This window comes from Corynebacterium maris DSM 45190, assembly GCF_000442645.1.
In the GTDB taxonomy this organism is placed as follows: domain Bacteria; phylum Actinomycetota; class Actinomycetes; order Mycobacteriales; family Mycobacteriaceae; genus Corynebacterium; species Corynebacterium maris.
In genome coordinates, this window is sequence record NC_021915.1 from 1,873,556 (window position 1) to 1,891,025 (window position 17,470).

The following is a 17,470-nucleotide window of genomic DNA, read 5'->3' on the forward strand; positions in this document are numbered from 1 at the left end:
GGCGCACGGTAGATTAAACAGTGTGTCTTTTTCGCGTCTTTCCCGCCGGATCCTCACCACCACCGTGACCGTCGCACTCGCGGCCCCGCTGCTGGCGGCCTGCGCCGATGAAGGCGGTGACCAGTTCAGCGACCACGGCGACGCCCTGGAACAGGCCGTCGCCCTGCCCGTCGACGCCGCCCGCGTCAACGTCGCCGACGCCGGGGCAGGCGAGACCCGGGTGTTGTCCTACCTCGACGTCGACGACGAACGGCCCGACCAGGAGGTCACGGTGTCCGTGTCCGACGGGTTCGATCAGACCGTGATGCGCGCCGACGCCGTCGACACGCAGGCCCCGCTGGACGCGCACGTCGACACGCTCACCCTGCCGCTGACCGGGGTGGCCGCGCCGGCGGACGAACCGCTCGAAGGCGAACAGGAGGCCACCCGCGACGTCACCTTCCGGCTGAGCTCCCCGGAAGCCTCCGACCTGGACTTGATGGAAGACCTGCGCACCACCGACGGCTTCCGCTTCGGCTGGCGCGCCGAGGACACCGGGCAGGTCTCCACCGTGGAACTCGCCGCCCCCGAGGACGCCAGCGACGAAGGCCGCGCCCTGGTCGAGGCCGCGGTGATGAAGGTCATCTCCTCCCCGGTGATTTTCCCGGAGGAGGAGATCGGCGTGGGCGCCGTCTGGTCCGTCGACTCGCGGGTGACCGGCGACTCCACCATGCTGCGCACCACCACCTACACCGTCACCGCGCTCGACGGCGACCGGGTGGAACTCGACGTGGACGTCCAGCAGCGCCCGGCGCTCGGCGCACTGTCGCTGGAGGGCGTGGCCGGGGCGGAAGACCTGGAGGAGCAGTCCCTTTCGGTGCTGAACTCCAACACCGCCTCCGAGGGCGCCCTCACCGTGGACCTGACGCAGCCGCTGCCCGTCGACGGCGAGCTCACCTTCACCACCCGCGTCATCTACGGCGGCGCCGACGACGCCCGCATCGTCCAGGACACCACGACGGCGCTGGAGTTCTCCGCGGGCCTCGACGGCTAGCGGAAAGCTACTGGGCCGGAGCCTCCGCCGGCTCCTCGGCCGGGGCGTCCTCGGCGGCCGGTTCCTCGGCCGGGGCCTGCTCCTCAGCCGGAGCGGCGTCCTCCTCCGGCACGGCGTTCGGATCCACGCACATCGTCGGCACCTGCTCCGGAGCGACCGTGTTGGTGACCAGGGTGCACGCCCAGGACTGCGAGAGCTTCCAGCGGTCGTCCTCATAGACGAATTCGACGTTCTCTGCGACCTGCGGCTCCATGTCCGGCAGCGTGAAATTCACCGTGGTCAGGACGGAATCTGGCGTGTAGCCCGGCAGCACCGGGTCCACCACCTGGAACTGGGCGCCCGACTCCTGCTGAGAGGCGACCATGGTGTCGAAGAGCTCCTGGTCGACGGTCTCGCCGCCCTGCACGGTCTCACGGCGCTCCTCAATGGGCGCCTCCGGGTTCGTGGCGGTGGTCAGCACCTCGTTGAGGTCCGCAGCGGCCGGCATCTCCGCGACCGCGGTTTCGGTGGCGGTGGTCTCTGCCGTGGTTTCCGCGGTGGTGGTGTCCTCGGAGCCGGCGTCGTCGCCGCAGGCGGCCAGCGCGGTGCTCGCGGCGACGGCCGCCACCAGCGCGGTCAGTTTGGTCAGCTTCATCGTCAGTTCTCCTTGTGCTCTTAACGTCGTTGAGTGCCCAGTCGGTGCGACGGCGCGCCACCCAATAATTCTCCGCGTAAGTCTACCCGCCCGCCGCCCGGGCGCCGCACACCCTCCCCACGTGTTTCCCGCCACCACGGCCACCGCCGACCCCGGTTATGGCAAGCTGACACGCATGAACGGCCCGATTCATCTGTTGACCACCGGCGGCACCATCGCCTGCACCCGCGACGCCGACGGTGCGCTCGTGCCCACCATGTCCGCCCGCGACCTGGTGGCCGCGGCGGGGCTGCGCGACGCCGAGGTCACCGCCCGCGACCTGACCCGGCTGGACTCCTCCTCCATCACCCTCGCCGACCTCGATCACGTCCTCGCCGCAGTGCGCGAGGCCATCGACCACGGCGCATCCGGCGTCGTGCTCACCCACGGCACCGACTCCCTGGAAGACACCGCACTGGCCCTCGACCTGGTCCACGACTCGGACGCCCCGGTGGTGCTCACCGGCGCGCAACGGGCCTTCGACCATCCGGAGGGTGACGGCCGGGACAACCTGCTGGGCGCGGCGGCCGCCGCCGCGGACCCCGCCAACCGCGGCCGCGGCGTGCTGGTGTTCTTCGGCGGGCGGCTGCTGCCCGCCCGCGGCCTGATCAAAACACATACCAGTGACCTGGCCGGTTTCACCCTCGCCGGCGACGCCGGCCCCCGCCCCGCGCCCGTCGCCCACGAGGGACTGACGGGCCTGCGGATACCGATCCTCGCCGCCTGGCCCGGTGCGGGGGCCGAGTTCGTCGACGCCTGCCTCTCCCCCACCGCCCCCGCCGACGGCGTGGTGATCGAGGCGCTCGGTTCCGGGAACATGGGCTCCGCCATGGGCGAAGGCGTCGCCCGGGTGCTGGCGGCGGGTGTGCCGACGGTGATCTCCACCCGGGTGCCCTTCGGGGCAGTGTCGCTGGCCTACGGCGGCGCCGGCGGCGGGGCGAGCCTGAAGGCCCGCGGTGCGATCGGGGCGGGGGTGCTCTCCCCCGGCCAGGCCCGCATCACCCTGGCCACCGCGCTGGCCGCCGGCGTCGACCCGGCCGGGCTGTTCTAGTCCTCCGCGGCGGCCTCGGCCGCCAGCCACTCCTCCCACGCCAGCGAGTCCAGCGGGTCGGCGGGGACCAGGTCGGGGTCGTCGACGCGGAAGGTGCGCGTTATGCCCGGGCCGGTGGCGCGCGTTTCAAAGCGCACGGACATCACCCCTTTGCCGGTGCCCTGCACCCAGCCGTGGCCATGTTCGGGGTGATGGACGTCCTGGGTCGCCCGCCACCCCGCCGCGACGGCCATGCCGTCGGTTTCCGTGACCGTGACCGGGGCGGGCTCGGCGTGGTCGGACACGCCGGTCTCATAGTCGGTCTCCACGGGCTCCGGGCGCACGATCTGGCGGTCGAGTTCGGGAAAGAGCACGTTTTGCAGCGTCTCCTCCAGCCCGGAGTAGCTGACCCCCACCAGTCGGATGGGGCCGACCTCGTCCGGGTAGCGCACCAGCCGGAAAGCGGTGGCCACCAGGGTGTCGGGGTCGTCGGTGGCATAACCCAGCGTCGCCGAGCGGGACTCGATGTGGAAATCCGCCATCCGTAGTTTCACGGTGACGGTTCGCGCCCCGCGGCCGTCTGTGAGCAGCCGACGGTGGGCGCCGGCGGCCGCGCGCCGCAGCGCCGCGTCCACCTCCGCCGGGGTCGTCAGATCCGCCGGGTAGGTGTGCTCGGAGGAGATCTGTTTGGCTTCCGCTCGCGGGGCGACGGGACGATCGTCGACGCCGCGGGCCAGTTCCCACAGCGCCAGACCGTTCGCCCCGCCCAGGGAGATCTCCACCTCCCGTTCACTCAGCGCCGCCAGGTCGCCGATCGTCTCGATGCCGACCGCGGTCAGCTTCGCCTCCGTCACCGGGCCGACGCCCCACAAGTTGCTCACCGCCATGGGGTCGAGGATCTCCTGCTGGCGCTGCGCCGGAATCACGAACGTGCCGTCGGGCTTGGCCTCGTCGGAGGCGATTTTGGCGTATTGTTTGCCGGCGCCCGCCCCCACTGACGACGGCAGCCCCGTCACCGCGCGGATCTCGGCGCGCAGGCGTTCCGCCCACGCCCGCACCTCCTCGGCGTCGGCACCGACGAGCTCCTCCGGCTCCATGAACCCCTCGTCGATGGACAGCTGCTCCACCACCCCGACGCGGGAAGCGATGAGGGAAAACACCCGGCGGGAGGCCGCCGCATAGACCTCCTTGCGCGGGGCGACCACGACCGCCCGCGGGCCGACGAGGTTGAGCGCCCGGTAGGTGGGCATCGCCGAGTGCGCCCCGTAGGCGCGCGCTTCGTAGGAGGCCCCGGCGACTACGCCGCGACCGGAGACCCCGCCGACGAGCACTGGGCGACCGCGCAGGGTGGGGCGGGTCAGTTGCTCGACGGAGGCGAAAAACGCGTCCATGTCGATGTGGAGGACCCAGCGTTGCATGTCTTCCGAGTCTATCCGTTCGGGTCAGGGACGTTTGACCACCACGGCCACCACGACCAGGGCGATGCCGGCGACCTCGGCGAGGCTGAGCCATTGGCCCAGCGCCAGAGCGCCGACGATCGCCGCCACCACCGGCAGGATCGCCTGCAGCACGGCGAAGTAGGCGGGCCCGGCCATGCGCATGACCACCTGGTCCAGCGAGTACGGGACCACCGAGGAGAAAAAGCCCAGCCCCAGGGCCAGCAGCAAGATCGTGGTTCCTGCCATAGCCACGTCCTCCGGCCACAAAACCACGACCAGCGGGATCGCCGCCACGGACGCCCAGGTGAAACCGACGGCCATGGATGTCCCGGAAGAACCTCCGGAACCGGCGATGCGGGAGCCGGTGACGATGTAGGCGGCCCACATGGCGCCGGCCAGCAGGGCAAACAGCACGCCGGAGGCGGAATCCGCCCAGCTCGCCCCGGAAATGACGAGGACCCCGGCGGCGGCGAAGAATAAGGCCAGCCAGTCGCGCCCGCTGCGCGAGCCGACGGCGGCGATGAGGATGGGACCTAAGAATTCGACGGCGACGGCGGTGCCCAGCGGGATGCGGGCGATGGCCTCGTAGAACGTCATGTTCATCGCCATCGTCGCCACGCCGTAGACGGCGGCGTTGCGGCCGGCGACGCCGAAGAAGTCGCGGGGCCGCGGGCGGAAGATCGCCAGCAGGACCAGCGCGCCGGCGGAGATGCGCAGCCAGGCCACGACGGTGGGCGGCAAGACGTCGAAAAGCCCGACGGCCAGGGCCGCGCCGAGGTACATCGACACGCCGGAGCCGACGAGCAGGGACGGGGACAGCAGCCGGGTGCGCCAGGAGTCAGGTGTGGTGTTCATGGGATCTTCCCGTTAGGCTACCCCGAACATGGCCTACGACATTGTTCTCCTCGACCCGGCGCAGGTCCCCACCGACGCCGCGGAATTCCAGGCGTGGTTTCACGCCTGCCTGCTGCGCCCGGCCCCTGCGGCGGAGGCTCACCTGCCGCTGGCGGCGGTGGCCGAGACACTGCCGGGCGACTGCCTCGTCGACGTCGACCACATCGCGGTCTGCCTGCCGTGGGCCGGACTGCAGGACAACCTCGACGACATCAAGCTTATCGCCGCGCACCACGGCCTCGCGGTCTACGACCACTCAGGCTCGGGGCGGTTGAGCATGCCCAGCACCTCCCCGGTGCTGCGGGCGCTCGAGGCCCGCGGCACCGGTCAGGCCTGCCGTACCCGCGGCAGTTAGGACTGCTTGACGACGCTCGCCTGCACGCCCTTGACCACCTGGTGGGCGGTGCCCTCGGTGATCTCGTCGACGGTGACGGTGAAGCCGGTGGACAGGGTTTCCGCGGCGATGTGCTCCGCGTGGCGCTCGGCCCAGTCCTTCTTGTCGGCCGGAACGGACAGCACCGTGGCGATCCGGTCGGAGACCGCGAAGTCCTCCGCCTTACGCGCGTCCTGCAGGCCGCGGATGACGTCCGCCGCCCAGCCCTCGGCTTCGAGCTCCTCGGTGACGGTCATGTCGAGCACGACCAGGCCGCCCAGGCCGTCGATGGCCGCCGTGGAGGCCGGGTCGGCCGCCACGAGACGCTCGGTGAACTCGCCGTCGTTGAGCTCGATGCCGCCGGCCACCACCGTCTCACCCTCGCGCTGGTAGTCGCCGGACTTCACGGCCTTGATCACGGTCTGGACGTCGCGGCCCAGCCGCGGTCCCGCGACCTTGGCGTTGACCACGACCTCGAAGGTGCCTACCGCGTCGACGTCGTCGGTGAGGGTGACCTCCTTGACGTTGACCTCGTCGCGGATGACCGCGGTGAACGGCTCCAACTGCGCGGAATCGTCCAGCGCCACGGTCAACCCCGGCAGCGGCAGGCGGTTGCGCAGCTTATTCGACTTGCGCACCGAGGACGCCGCCGAGCACACCCCGCGCACCGCGTCCATCGCGGACACCAGCTGGGCGTCGGCCGGAATCTTCGCCGCGTCCGGGAAGTCCGTCAGGTGCACCGAGCGGCCGCCGGTCAGGGCGCGCCAGATGACCTCGGTGACGTACGGCAGCAGCGGCGCCACGGTGCGGGTGAGCACCTCCAGGACCGTGTACAACGTGTTGAAGGCCTCCGGGTGCTCCTCCTGGCCCGCCCAGAAACGGTCGCGGGAACGTCGCACGTACCAGTTGGTCAGCACGTCGGCGAACAGGCGCACCTCTTCGGTGGCCGCCGCGATGTCGGTGCCGTCCAAACTCTTTTCCACGGATTCGACCAGGTCATGCAGCTTCGCCAGGATGTAGCGGTCCAGCACGTCCTCGGAGTCGAAGGAGAACTCCGCCTCCTGCGAGGCGTAGAGCTGCAGGAAGGTGTACGCGTTCCAGATCGGCAGAATCGCCTGGCGCACGCCCTCGCGGATGCCCTGCTCCGTGACGATCAGGTTGCCGCCGCGCAGGATCGGCGAGCTCATCAAGAACCAGCGCATCGCGTCTGAGCCGTCGCGGTCGAAGACCTCGTTGACGTTCGGGTAGTTGCCCTTGGACTTCGACATCTTCTGCCCGTCGTCGCCGAGCACGATGCCGTGGGCGACGACCTTCTTGAACGCCGGGCGGTCGAACAGCGCCACCGACAGCACGTGCAGCAGGTAGAACCAGCCGCGGGTCTGGCCGATGTACTCGACGATGAAGTCCGCCGGGTGGTGGGACTCGAAGAACTCCTTGTTCTCGAAGGGGTAGTGGAACTGCGCGAACGGCATCGCGCCGGAGTCGAACCACACGTCGAGGACGTCCGTGACGCGCCGCATGGTGGACTTGCCGGTCGGGTCGTCCGGGTTCGGACGGGTCAGCTCGTCGATGTACGGGCGGTGCAGCGACTCGGGGCGCACCCCGAAGTCGGCCTCCAGCTCGTCCAGGGAGCCGTAGACGTCGATGCGCGGGTAGTTCTCGTCGTCGGAGACCCACGCGGGGATCGGCGATCCCCAGTAGCGGGTACGCGAGATGTTCCAGTCGCGGGCGTTTTCCAGCCACTTGCCGAACTGCCCGTCGCGCACGTGCCCCGGCAACCACTCGATGCCCTCGTGGTTGAGCTCGACCATGCGGTCGCGGATCTTGGTCACGTCGACGAACCACGACGGCAGCGCCATGTAGATCAGCGGCTCGCCGGAACGCCAGGAGTGCGGGTAGGAGTGCTCGATGGTCTGGTGGCGCAGCACCCGGCCGGCGGACTTCAGGTCCTTGATGATGTCCTTGTTCGCGTCGAAGACCAGCTGGCCCTCGTACGGCGGCACCAAGGAGGTGAACTGGCCGTCCATGTCCACCGGGATCACCAGCTCGATGCCGTAGTCCTTGCAGCTCTCCATGTCCTCTTCACCGAAGGCCGGGGCCTGGTGGACGATGCCCGTGCCGTCCTCGGTGGTGACGTAGTCGGCCACGATGATCTGGAAGGAGTTCGGGTTGTCGGCGAAGAAGTCGAAGACCGGCTCGTAGACCAGGCCCTCCAGCTCCGCGCCGGCAAACGTCGCGACGACCTCGCGCTCCTCCCCCAGCTCCTTGGCGTAGGCGCCGACCAGCGGCTCCGCCAGGATGAGGTGGCTGCCCGCGAACTCGGCCTCGGAGGAGTCCGCGCCGACCTTGACCACGGCGTAGGTGACCTCCGGGTGCACCGCCAGCGCCAGGTTCGACGGCAGGGTCCAGGGGGTGGTCGTCCACGCCAGGGCGGCGGTCTCCGCCAGCACCGGGTTATCGGCAAGGGTCTTCTCCCCGGCCGTGCCCTCCCGGGCGCCGGTGAGCGGCAGCGTGACCGTCAGCGTCGGGTCTTGGCGCATCTTGTAGGAGTCGTCGAGGCGGGTCTCCTGGTTCGACAGCGGGGTGTGCTCCGCCCACGAGTACGGCAGCACCCGGAAGCCCTGGTAGACCAGGCCCTTGTCGTAGAGCTGCTTGAACGCCCAGATGACGGACTCCATGTAGCTCAAGTCCATCGTCTTGTAGCCGTTGTCGAAGTCCACCCAGCGCGCCTGACGGGTGACGTACTCCTTCCACTCCTCCGTGTACTTCAGCACGGAGGTGGCGCAGTACTCGTTGAACTTCGCCAGGCCCATCTCCTCGATCTGGCCTTTGTCGGTGATGCCCAGCTGCTTTTCCGCCTCCAGCTCCGCGGGCAGGCCGTGGGTGTCCCAGCCGAACACGCGCGGCACGTGGTAACCGGCCATGGTGCGGTAGCGCGGGATGATGTCCTTGACGTAACCGGTGAGCAGGTGGCCGTAGTGCGGCAGCCCGTTGGCGAAAGGCGGGCCGTCGTAGAAGACGTACTCCTCGTTGCCTTCCCGGTTCTTCAACGACGCCTGGAAAGTATCGTCTTCCTGCCAGTACCGCAGGACCTGCTCCTCCATCTGCGGGAAGCGGGAGGAGCCGCCGGTCATGTCGACCTTGGGGTAGGCGCTGCCTACTGCTCCGGTGGTGTTTTGCGCGTCAGTCATTTAAGCGAAATCTTCCTTCACGTGCACAACGGGAATGGTTGGGGCCAATCGTCGCGGGGACGCCGGCCCGGGGACAGTGCCCCGAATCTGCGCGGTACCACCCCGCTTGAGCAACGTCCCCGTGGCCGGAGACCGCTCCGCTTCGTTGTGTGGTGAAGGTGTGTGACGGTCCCACCCGTCCGGTTCTACTGGGCCGCGGCCAGGCCGCGCCGTTCTTCCGGAAGCTCCCCGGTGATGGCCGGATCAGCGCTTGTCTGTGCCCATCATAACCCCACCGCCTCCTCCTTGGCCCAACCGGGCGCGAAGAGCCGGGAAAAGCATGACGCTCCCCGGCTGACCGGAGGGCGGTCAGCGAGGGAGCGTGGTGGCTGCGGCGTTACTGAGTGTTGCTGTTGCTCGGGTCCGCGTTCGGTGCGGAGGAGCCGCGCGACTCGAGTTCGTCGAGCTGGGACTGCAGCAGCGTCTGGAGACGGGTGCGGTATTCCTTCTCGAAGGTGCGCAGTTCGGCGATGCGCTGCTCCAGCGCGGTCTGCTGCTGCTTTACCGTGTTCATGATCTCGGCGTGCTTGCGCTCGGCGTCGGCCTGCAGGGACGCGGCCTTCTCCTCGGCCTGCTTGATCTGGGCCTCGGCGCGGGCGTTGGCCTGCGAGGTTGTTTCCTCGGCCTTGCGGTGCGCCTCAGACGTCGTCTGCTCCGCCTGCTTCTGCGCCTGCGTCGTGGTCTCTTCGGCCTTGCGCTGCGCCTCGGAGGTGACCTGGTCGGCCTGCTTCTGCGCCTGCGAGGTGGTTTCCTCGGCCTTGCGCTGCGCCTCAGACGTCGTCTGCTCCGCCTGCTTACGGGCGTTCTCCAGCTGGCTACGCGACTGGGTGTCGGCGTCGGTGAGCTGCTTCTCCGCGGACGTGCGGGCCTCATCCAGCATGGAGCGGGACTCGGCCTGCGCCTCGGAGGTCAGACGGTCCGCCATCTCCTGGGCCAGGCCCAGAACCTTGGCGGCCTGCATGTGGGTGTCCACGTTCGCGGCGCCGGAGGCCGCTGCAGCGGGAGCGGCGGCCGGAGCCGGAGCCGGGGCCTTGCTCTGCTGTGCGGAAGCGCGCTGCGCCTCATCGGCGGCCTTGCGCGCCTTCTCCGCGTCGGCCTTGGCGGACTTGGCCTCTGCCTCGGCCTTCTCCGTGGAACGCTTGGCGTCGGCGAGCTTGGCCTCGTACTCGCCACGCAGCTTCGCCTCGACCTCGCGGCGCAGCTCAGCCTCATCGACCTTGGAGTCGGAGTCCTGCGACTTCGCGGCGTCGGCGCCGGCGCCAGCGCCGGCCCGCAGCTTCTCATTGTCATCAATGAGCTGCGCAAGCGTGTCTTCCACGAGGTCGAGGAACTGGTCGACCTCGTCCTCGTTGTAGCCTCGCTTGCCGATCGGCGGCTTACTGAAAGCGACATTGTGCACGTCAGCTGGTGTCAGCGGCATTCGCGTTCCCTTCGAGTCTGTATCCGTCCATGCCACCCTAGCGGGTGAGGTGGGGTTGTGTGCGGAGACACGACCCCACCGGAGACATTTCTATTCATAATACCGGTTGTTTCCACCAAGTGTAGCGGTAGGCGGCGCACTTTTTCCGGCGGGGTCGGCCTGAACCCCTGGCCGGGGTCGACCCTTTTCACTACTGTCCGCGCAGCGGTCAGAAGAACACGACCTGCGTGATGATGAGCAGGATCTGGAGGATGAAAAACAACACCAGAACACTGAGATCCAGGGATACTCCCCCCATGCGCAGGGGAGGAATCCACCTGCGCAGCATCCGCACCGGCGGATCCGTCAGCACGAAAATGGGTTCCGCCACCATCATGAACCACCGCGGGGGTGAGAATGAGCGGGAGAAGGCCTGAATCATTTCGGTGATCAGGCGCGCGATGAGGATCAGGATGAGGATATTCAGAACGATGTACAAGAGAGCGCCGATGAGTGTCACCCTGAAAATCCTAACTTATATCGAGGCCGGAACAACCAACGCCCTGATCCACGACCGCGCCAGAGCGTGGAAAACGGCCGGATGCGGGAAGAAACTACCGCAGCCCGGCTGCGTGACGCAGTTCGTTCATCGGGGTGTCGTCGTCCTCTGGAACGAGCGCGAAGACGCGACGGTCGTTGTCGACGCCCTTGGACAGGTTGCGCATCTGGCCGCGGGAGGCGAAGCACAGGCCGGCGGCGAAATCAATGATCCGCTTGGCCACGGCATGGTCGGTGCCCGTGATCTCGAAGATGACGATGTCGCCGTCCCGGAACGGCTCCCCGATCTCGGTGGCGTCCGCGTAGCTCGCCGGGGCGACCTTGACGATCATCGGGGTGTACTTCGGGGCGGAGCGGGCCACCGGAGCGGGCGCGGGGGCCGGCGCCTGCGGCTCGGGCGTGTAAGGTTCACGTGGCTCACGCTCATACCGTGGCGCGTACGCGGCGGCCCCGTCATCGCCGTAGCGGGGCTCGTCGTAGTAAGCGTCGTCGCGGACATCGTCCTCGGTGGGCGCGAGGCCAAAGAATTCTTTGACGCCTCGGGTAAATGACATCTTCTCTCCCTTACAGTGTGGCTGGACCCGACCGTTTAACTGGCCTGACCTGCAGAAGGTGACCTAATGAACTTAGGCTAACGGCCTGTGCCCCATCACGTCGGTTCCGACACGCACGACGTCAGATCCCGCGGCCACGGCGGCTTCGAGATCTCCCGACATGCCGGCCGAGAGGCGGAGCGGTCGACCTAGTCTTTCTCCCATCTCATCAGCCATGATACGCGTTTTTTCGAACACGGGGGTCGGGTCCTCACCCAAGGGCGGCACCACCATCAGGCCGGCCAGCTCCAGGTGCTCGCTGTCCGACACGGCGTCGGCCAGTTCGTCGAGGTCCGCGGCCGGGACTCCCCCGCGCGCCCCGTCGCCGTCCACCGACACCTGCAGATACACCGGCAGGACGGCATTATCCTCCCCGCGTTCCCCGCGCTCCAGCGCCAGCGCCATGCCGCGCTCCAGCCCCGTCGCCAGCTTCAGGGAGTCCAGGGAGTGCACCGCCCCCGCCCATCGGGCCACGGCGTTGGCTTTCTTGCTTTGAATCTGTCCGATCATGTGAAACCGCAGCGCGGGGATGGCCTCGGCCTTGGCGCGCGCCTCCTGCTCCCGGTTCTCCGCGACGTCCGTGATCCCCAACTCCGCCAACAGCGCCACGTGCTCGGCGGGGTGGAATTTCGTCACCGGCAGCAGGTCGACGCTGCCTTCTGTCCGGCCGGCGGCGCGTTCAGCCGCGGCGATGCGGCGACGCACCGCCGCCAGGTTCTCCCGCAACGCCTCTATGTGTTGGGCCGTGTCCGTCATGAGCTCACACCTCCGAATTCAACCAGACGACGCCGGCCTGGCGACCGGTCGTCCCCTGGCGTCGATAAGAAAAGAAATCGTCGTCCTCAATCGTGCACCGCGGGTCCGACTCGATCGCGGTGATCCCCAGCGACATCAATTGCCGAATCAGCCCCGCCCGGACGTCGATGCCCCAGGTGCCCTGGGACGTGCGGGTCCGGGACCCCGGCAGCCGTCGCTCCACGTCGTCGGCCATCTCCTGCGGCACCTCGTAGTTGCGCCCGGCGGCCGCCGCGCCCATCACCGCCTGGATGCCGCTGGGCTGTGCGCCGAGCTCCACCATCTTCGCGACCGTGGCGGGCACGATCCCGTTGCGGGCGCCCATTCGCCCCGCATGCACGGCGGCGACCACGCCGTTGGCCTGATCGGCGAGCAGCAGCGGCACGCAGTCCGCCACCAGCACCGCCAGCGCCAGCCCCGGGGTGGTGGTCACCAGGGCGTCCGTCGCCTCCACCGGGTCAGATTGAGCCGAATCGACCACGGTGACGGTGTTGGTGTGCAACTGTTCCATCCACACGAGCGCACCCGGCGTCAACCCCAGCGAGTCCGCGAGGCGGGCGCGGTTCGCGTCCACGGCCGTCGGGTCGTCGCCCACGTGGTGGGCCAGGTTAAAAGATTCGTACGGAGACGCCGACGCCCCGCCGGCACGGGTGGTGAACACCATGCGGACGGGGCGGTGGGTGGGGGAAGCTGTCATGGCCTCCAGGCTAGCTGATCAGTTCTGCCGGTCCTGCTAGCGCATGAAGGACGGCACGTCCAGATCGTCGTCGTCTTCGTCGTCGCGCGGATCGATGCGCTCGGAGCGACGTCCGTCGGTGAACAACCCGCCGGAGCGGTCGCCGCGGCTCGGGCGCTCATCGTAGCGGTGTCGGCCCGGGTAGTTTTCCTCGCCGCCGCGCTGCTCGCGGGCGGACTCGAAGAGCGAACCGCGGGTGGAGCCGGAGCCCTGGGCGGGCTGCTGCGTCGGGGCCGGGGTCGGGTCCTGGCGCTGGGCCTGCTCCTGCTCGGACTGCGGCGCGGAGCCGCCGTGGTCCAGCTGGTTGGCGGCGGCGTCGAAGCCGGTGGCGATGATGGTCACGCGCACCTCGTCGCCGAGGTTGTCGTCGATGATGGTGCCGAAGATGATGTTGGCGTCCTCGTCGGCCTGCTCCTCCACGATGGAGGCGGCGGCGTTGACTTCCTGCAGCCCCAGGTCGGAGCCGCCGGCCACGGACAGCAGAATGCCGGTCGCGCCTTCCATGGTGGTCTCCAGCAGCGGGGAGTTTATCGCTTGGACGGTGGCCTCCATGACGCGGTTGTCGCCGCGGGCGGAGCCCACGCCCATGAGCGCGGAGCCGGCGTCGGCCATGACGGAGCGGACGTCGGCGAAGTCCACGTTGATCACGCCGGGGATGGTGATGAGGTTGGTGATGCCCTGCACACCGTTGTGCAGAACCTTGTCGGCGGCGTGGAACGCCTCCATCATCGTCAGGTCCTGATCGCCCAGCTGCAGCAGACGGTCGTTCGGGATGACGATGACGGTGTCGCAGACCTCCTTGAGGTTCGCGATGCCCTCCAGGGCCTGGCGGGTGCGGCGCTTGCCTTCGAAGGAGAACGGGCGGGTGACCACGCCGATGGTCAACGCGCCCATCTTCTTGGCCATGCCGGCGACGACCGGGGCGGCGCCGGTGCCGGTGCCGCCACCTTCGCCGGCGGTGACGAAGACCATGTCGGACCCCTTGAGAGTCTCCTCGATCTCGTTCTTGTGGTCCTCCGCGGAGGTGCGTCCGACCTCCGGGTTGGCGCCGGCGCCGAGGCCGCGCGTGGCCTCGCGGCCGATGTCGAGCTTGGTGTCGGCGTCGGAGAAGAGCAGAGCCTGGGAGTCGGTGTTGATCGCGACGAACTCGACACCCTTGAGCCCTTCCTCGATCATGCGGTTGACGGCGTTGACGCCGCCGCCGCCTACACCGACGACCTTAATGACGGCGAGGTAGTTGTTCGGGGAAGTCATAGGGAGTTAGCTCGCCTTTCAGTTCGGGGATAAGGGGCTGGCGCCGAAAAGGCGACCAAAAATAACGCTGTGTCCATCATCGGCGACACGGGTGTGATTTTAAGGCACATTCTAGCGGCGTGTCGGCACCCTCAAGCTTTACTTTAGGGTTTTGGCCTGGGGTTTTCTTTTGACCTGCCGCACGGTCAACGCACCGTCACCAACTCCGGGTTGGAGATGTCCCACTCGGAGCCGTCGCGGTGGAGCACAGTCTCCATCGCCAGCGCTTTGTTCGCGTTGTCCGTGCTGGCGCCCCAGTAAACGCGCCGACCGTCATGCAGGACAAAAGTGTAGCTGCGAGGACTCTCAGCTTCCAAGGTGGCCACCTGCTCCCGAACTTCCGCCGGGATCGCCGCCGCGATATCCACCGCTCCGGCCAGAACGGGCTCCTCGTCGGCGGCGTCGCCGGTGACCAGGACCGCCCCCTCCGGGGGTGACTCGACGATGAACGGGGCGCCCTCGGAGTCGATGAGCACCGGGCCGTCGTCGCCCTCTCGGTAAGCGACCACCGTGCGCTCCTCCAGCTCCACCTTCAGAGTGGACGGCAGTTGGCGGGTCACCGTCGCAGCGCTGACCCAGGGGTCGGAGACCACCCCGGAGGCCGCCGCCACGGTGTCGACCCGCAACAGGTTCTCCCCCTCCGGCACCCCCGTCAACTCCCACACGGTCTCTTCGGTCACCCGCTCATTGCCGGTGACCTCGATCGCCGAGACCTTGAACACCGGAAACGCCCACACCACGACGGCGGCGATCGCCGCCACCGCCACCGCGGCGACCACGAGCAGGGCGATGCGACGCCCGCCCCGGCCACGGCGCTGATCCTGCGCAGCCGACGTGGACATTATCCGCCGAGCTCGCTGAGGATTTCCGGGGCGAGCATCGTGACGGTGCCCGCGCCCATCGTGATCACCAGGTCACCGGGCTCCGTCATCGACGCCACGGTCGCCGGTGCGTCGATGAAGCTGGCCTCGTAGGCGACCCGGACGCCGTCGTCGGTGATGCGGTCGGTGATGATGCGGCTGCTCACGCCCTCGACGGGAGTCTCGCGGGCGCCGAAGATGTCGAGCACGACCACCGCGTCGGCCAACGACAGCGCCTGGGCGAATTCCTCCGCGAACTCGATGGTGCGGGAATACAGGTGCGGCTGGAAACACGCCACGACCCGGCCGCGGTCGCGGGTGCCCTCGTCGTCGGCGACCTCCGCCTCCACCGTCTGGCGGGCGGCCTTGAGCACCGCTTCCACCTCCGTCGGGTGGTGCGCGTAATCGTCGTAGACGCGCACGCCGGCGTACACCCCCTCTGCCACGGTGCCGTGGTACTCGAAACGACGGCGCACGCCGGTGAACTCCCCCAGCCCGCGAATGATCTCGTCGTCGCCGCCGCCGGCCAGCACGCCGGCCAGCAACGCCGCCGCGGAGTTCAACGCCATGTGCTCGCCCGGCATCGCCAGAGCGTAGGCCTGCTCCACCGGCTCCGCCAGGCGCGTGCCCCGCCCGTCGACCCACAGACGCACGGAGATCTCCGAACCGGTCTCCGTCGGGCGCAGCCCCGTGATCTCCACGCCCGGCGCGATGTCGGGGTGGCGCTGCAGGGCGGCGGTCGTGCCGTAGCCGAGGACGGCCATGCCGCGCGCCGCTGCCTGGGAGCCGAGCCCGGCGGCGTTGTCGTCGTCGAGGCAGACGACCAGGTGGCCGGAGTCGGTGACGCGTTCGGCGAAGTCGGCGAAGACCTGGAAGTAGGCTTCCTGGGTTTTAAAGTAGTCCAGGTGGTCGGGCTCGATGTTGGTCACCACGGCCACGTCCGGCCGGTAGCCGAGCAGGGAGGCGTCCGATTCGTCGGCTTCGGCGACGAAGGAGTCGCCGGTGCCGTGGTGGGCGTTGGTGCCAGCCTTGTTCAGTTGCCCGCCGATGGCGAAGGAGGGGTCCAGCCCGGCGGCCTGCATGGCGACGACCGCCATCGACGTCGTGGAGGTCTTGCCGTGGGTGCCGGCGAAGAGCACCTGGCGGCTGCCCGCCATCAATTCGGCGAGCAGCTCGGAGCGGCGGATGACCGGGATGCCGTGGTCGCGGGCGGCGACGAGCTCGGGGTTGTCCTGCGGGATTGCGGCGAAGGAGGTCACTACGACGGTGGGCGGCTGCCCGGTCAGCGAGAGGTTGCCCGCGTCGTGGCCCACGGCGATGTGGGCGCCGGCTTGTTCGAGGAGGCGTACGGGGCGGGAGTCCTTCGCGTCGGAGCCGGAGACGACGGAGCCCCGGTCTATGAGGATGCGGGCGACGCCGGACATGCCGGATCCGCCGATGCCGACGAGGTGCACGCGGGACAGGTCGATTCCTGGGGTGGTCACTGGAAGTTCTCCTTGGGTGAGGCGGTGGCGGCGATGCGGTCGGCCAGGGTCGCGGCGACGTCGCCGGCGCCGGTGGAGTCGTAGGCGGTCCGCATCTCTGCCAGACGGCCCGGTTCGGTGAAGATCTTGTCCACTTCCCCGGCCAGCCAGTCGCCTGTCAGCGTCTCGTCGGCGACGCGCAAGGCGGCGCCTGCGGCGACGACTTCGTCGGCGTTGAGTCCCTGCTCGCCGTTGCCGTGCGGCAGGGGCACATAGATGGCGGGCAGGCGGGCGGCGGTGACCTCGGCGACGGTCATGGCCCCGGCGCGGCAGACGATGAGGTCGGCCGCGGCGTAGGCGGCGGCCATGTCCTCGATGTAGGGCACGGCGATATGGTACGCGAGTTCGGCCGGCGCCTCGTTCTTCTTCCCGTAGGCGTGGAGGATCTGGTAGCCGGAGGCGATGAGCCGCTCCCGGGCGTCGGCGACGGCCTCGTTGAGCGACGCCGCGCCTTGGGAGCCGCCGGTGACCAGGACGACGGGGCGGTCCGGGTCGAGCCCCCATCGCTCGCGTCCGCGGGCGGCGGCCTCCCCGTCTGGGTCGTCCCCGAGGCCCGGGCGCACCGGAACACCGACGACCTGGCCCGACATGCCGGAGTCGGCGACGGCGTTGAAACCGACGCCGCCGAGTTTGACGCCGAGTTTGTTGGCGGCGCCGGCGATGGCGTTGCTCTCATGGACGTAAAACGGCAGTCGCAGGGATTTGGCGGCCAGGTAGGCCGGCGCGGAGACGTAGCCGCCGGTGCCGAACACGGCGTCGACGCCTTCCCGGGTGAAGATGCGGCGGGCTTGCCACACCGAGCGTGCCACCTTGAACGGCAACGCCAGGAGGTCCGCGGAGATCTTCCTGGGCACCGGCACCGGCTGGATCAGGTGCAGGGCGAAGCCGCGGTCGGGGACGATGTCGGTCTCCAGGCCGCGTTCGGTGCCCAGTGCGATGACCGTGGCGTCGTGGCGGGTCTGCAGGGCCTCGCCGACGGCGAGCGCCGGTTCGATGTGGCCGGCCGTGCCTCCGCCGGCCAGGGCGACGGTGAAAGTCATG

The 17,470-nt window shown here is 69.0% G+C and carries 16 protein-coding genes; 3 read left to right on the forward strand and 13 right to left on the reverse strand.

The genetic code is table 11. From position 1 onward, the window contains the following. Positions 1–22: 22 nt before the first annotated feature. A complete protein-coding gene (locus B841_RS08820; RefSeq protein ID WP_020935148.1) occupies positions 23–1,033 on the forward strand; it encodes a hypothetical protein in 1,011 nt (336 codons plus the stop codon). 7 nt (positions 1,034–1,040) lie between these two features. Here the strand turns inward: B841_RS08820 and B841_RS08825 are convergent, their stop codons facing one another. Continuing rightward, on the reverse strand, positions 1,041–1,667 hold the full coding sequence (locus tag B841_RS08825) for a hypothetical protein (protein ID WP_020935149.1): 627 nt from the start codon (positions 1,665–1,667) through the stop codon (positions 1,041–1,043). Positions 1,668–1,842: 175 nt separating this feature from the next. Between B841_RS08825 and B841_RS08830 the strand changes: the two genes are divergently transcribed. Beyond that, positions 1,843–2,757 (forward strand): asparaginase, encoded by a 915-nt coding sequence (locus B841_RS08830; RefSeq protein ID WP_041632243.1) that lies wholly within the window; start codon positions 1,843–1,845, stop codon positions 2,755–2,757. On the opposite strand, the gene B841_RS08835 is transcribed toward B841_RS08830, so the two are convergent. Then, positions 2,754–4,154 carry a DNA polymerase IV gene (locus B841_RS08835; RefSeq protein WP_020935151.1) on the reverse strand — a complete coding sequence of 467 codons (1,401 nt, stop codon included), beginning with the start codon at positions 4,152–4,154 and terminating at the stop codon, positions 2,754–2,756. The two genes, B841_RS08830 and B841_RS08835, sit on opposite strands and share 4 nt — an antisense overlap. Before the next feature lie 24 nt (positions 4,155–4,178). Next, positions 4,179–5,030 (reverse strand): EamA family transporter, encoded by an 852-nt coding sequence (locus B841_RS08840; RefSeq protein WP_020935152.1) that lies wholly within the window; start codon positions 5,028–5,030, stop codon positions 4,179–4,181. A gap of 28 nt (positions 5,031–5,058) precedes the next feature. Here B841_RS08840 and B841_RS08845 point away from each other — a divergent pair, with 28 nt between their 5' ends. After that, the gene (locus B841_RS08845) at positions 5,059–5,424 is read left to right on the forward strand and encodes a hypothetical protein (RefSeq protein ID WP_020935153.1); all 366 of its coding nucleotides are present in this window, start codon (positions 5,059–5,061) and stop codon (positions 5,422–5,424) included. On the opposite strand, the gene ileS is transcribed toward B841_RS08845, so the two are convergent. The 10 genes from ileS to murG all read right to left on the reverse strand — a co-directional run bounded on the left by ileS (position 5,421) and on the right by murG (position 17,469). Beyond that, positions 5,421–8,633 (reverse strand): isoleucine--tRNA ligase, encoded by a 3,213-nt coding sequence (gene ileS, locus B841_RS08850; RefSeq protein ID WP_020935154.1) that lies wholly within the window; start codon positions 8,631–8,633, stop codon positions 5,421–5,423. The two genes, B841_RS08845 and ileS, sit on opposite strands and share 4 nt — an antisense overlap. A gap of 376 nt (positions 8,634–9,009) precedes the next feature. After that, positions 9,010–10,092 (reverse strand): DivIVA domain-containing protein, encoded by a 1,083-nt coding sequence (locus tag B841_RS08855; protein WP_020935155.1) that lies wholly within the window; start codon positions 10,090–10,092, stop codon positions 9,010–9,012. A gap of 208 nt (positions 10,093–10,300) precedes the next feature. Further along, positions 10,301–10,591 (reverse strand): YggT family protein, encoded by a 291-nt coding sequence (locus B841_RS08860; protein WP_020935156.1) that lies wholly within the window; start codon positions 10,589–10,591, stop codon positions 10,301–10,303. 94 nt (positions 10,592–10,685) lie between these two features. Further along, the gene (locus tag B841_RS08865; protein WP_020935157.1) at positions 10,686–11,183 is read right to left on the reverse strand and encodes a cell division protein SepF; all 498 of its coding nucleotides are present in this window, start codon (positions 11,181–11,183) and stop codon (positions 10,686–10,688) included. 72 nt (positions 11,184–11,255) lie between these two features. After that, on the reverse strand, positions 11,256–11,978 hold the full coding sequence (locus B841_RS08870) for a YggS family pyridoxal phosphate-dependent enzyme (RefSeq protein ID WP_020935158.1): 723 nt from the start codon (positions 11,976–11,978) through the stop codon (positions 11,256–11,258). A 4-nt stretch (positions 11,979–11,982) separates the two neighbouring features. Continuing rightward, a complete protein-coding gene (gene pgeF, locus B841_RS08875; RefSeq protein ID WP_020935159.1) occupies positions 11,983–12,714 on the reverse strand; it encodes a peptidoglycan editing factor PgeF in 732 nt (243 codons plus the stop codon). Positions 12,715–12,750: 36 nt separating this feature from the next. Further along, entirely contained in the window at positions 12,751–14,007 is a 1,257-nt protein-coding gene (gene ftsZ, locus B841_RS08880; protein ID WP_020935160.1) for a cell division protein FtsZ, read from the reverse strand. Between the two features lie 185 nt (positions 14,008–14,192). Then, positions 14,193–14,888 (reverse strand): cell division protein FtsQ/DivIB, encoded by a 696-nt coding sequence (locus B841_RS08885; protein WP_020935161.1) that lies wholly within the window; start codon positions 14,886–14,888, stop codon positions 14,193–14,195. Continuing rightward, positions 14,888–16,330 carry a UDP-N-acetylmuramate--L-alanine ligase gene (gene murC, locus B841_RS08890; RefSeq protein WP_245561087.1) on the reverse strand — a complete coding sequence of 481 codons (1,443 nt, stop codon included), beginning with the start codon at positions 16,328–16,330 and terminating at the stop codon, positions 14,888–14,890. Before murC ends, B841_RS08885 begins: the two co-directional genes overlap by 1 nt. 56 nt (positions 16,331–16,386) lie before the next feature. Beyond that, positions 16,387–17,469, reverse strand: coding sequence for an undecaprenyldiphospho-muramoylpentapeptide beta-N-acetylglucosaminyltransferase (gene murG, locus B841_RS14125; RefSeq protein WP_020935163.1), 1,083 nt, complete (start codon positions 17,467–17,469; stop codon positions 16,387–16,389). Between the last annotated feature and the right edge of the window lies 1 nt (position 17,470).

Coding starts and splice junctions, on each gene's coding strand:
- B841_RS08825 (WP_020935149.1), bottom strand. CDS start 1,667: ATGAAGCTGACCAAACTGACCGCGCTGGTGGCGGCCGTCGCCGCGAGC.
- B841_RS08830 (WP_041632243.1), top strand. CDS start 1,843: ATGAACGGCCCGATTCATCTGTTGACCACCGGCGGCACCATCGCCTGC.
- B841_RS08835 (WP_020935151.1), bottom strand. CDS start 4,154: ATGCAACGCTGGGTCCTCCACATCGACATGGACGCGTTTTTCGCCTCC.
- B841_RS08840 (WP_020935152.1), bottom strand. CDS start 5,030: ATGAACACCACACCTGACTCCTGGCGCACCCGGCTGCTGTCCCCGTCC.
- B841_RS08845 (WP_020935153.1), top strand. CDS start 5,059: ATGGCCTACGACATTGTTCTCCTCGACCCGGCGCAGGTCCCCACCGAC.
- ileS (WP_020935154.1), bottom strand. CDS start 8,633: ATGACTGACGCGCAAAACACCACCGGAGCAGTAGGCAGCGCCTACCCC.
- B841_RS08855 (WP_020935155.1), bottom strand. CDS start 10,092: ATGCCGCTGACACCAGCTGACGTGCACAATGTCGCTTTCAGTAAGCCG.
- B841_RS08865 (WP_020935157.1), bottom strand. CDS start 11,183: ATGTCATTTACCCGAGGCGTCAAAGAATTCTTTGGCCTCGCGCCCACC.
- B841_RS08870 (WP_020935158.1), bottom strand. CDS start 11,978: ATGACGGACACGGCCCAACACATAGAGGCGTTGCGGGAGAACCTGGCG.
- pgeF (WP_020935159.1), bottom strand. CDS start 12,714: ATGACAGCTTCCCCCACCCACCGCCCCGTCCGCATGGTGTTCACCACC.
- ftsZ (WP_020935160.1), bottom strand. CDS start 14,007: ATGACTTCCCCGAACAACTACCTCGCCGTCATTAAGGTCGTCGGTGTA.
- B841_RS08885 (WP_020935161.1), bottom strand. CDS start 14,888: ATGTCCACGTCGGCTGCGCAGGATCAGCGCCGTGGCCGGGGCGGGCGT.
- murC (WP_245561087.1), bottom strand. CDS start 16,330: ATGTCCGGCGTCGCCCGCATCCTCATAGACCGGGGCTCCGTCGTCTCC.
- murG (WP_020935163.1), bottom strand. CDS start 17,469: ATGACTTTCACCGTCGCCCTGGCCGGCGGAGGCACGGCCGGCCACATC.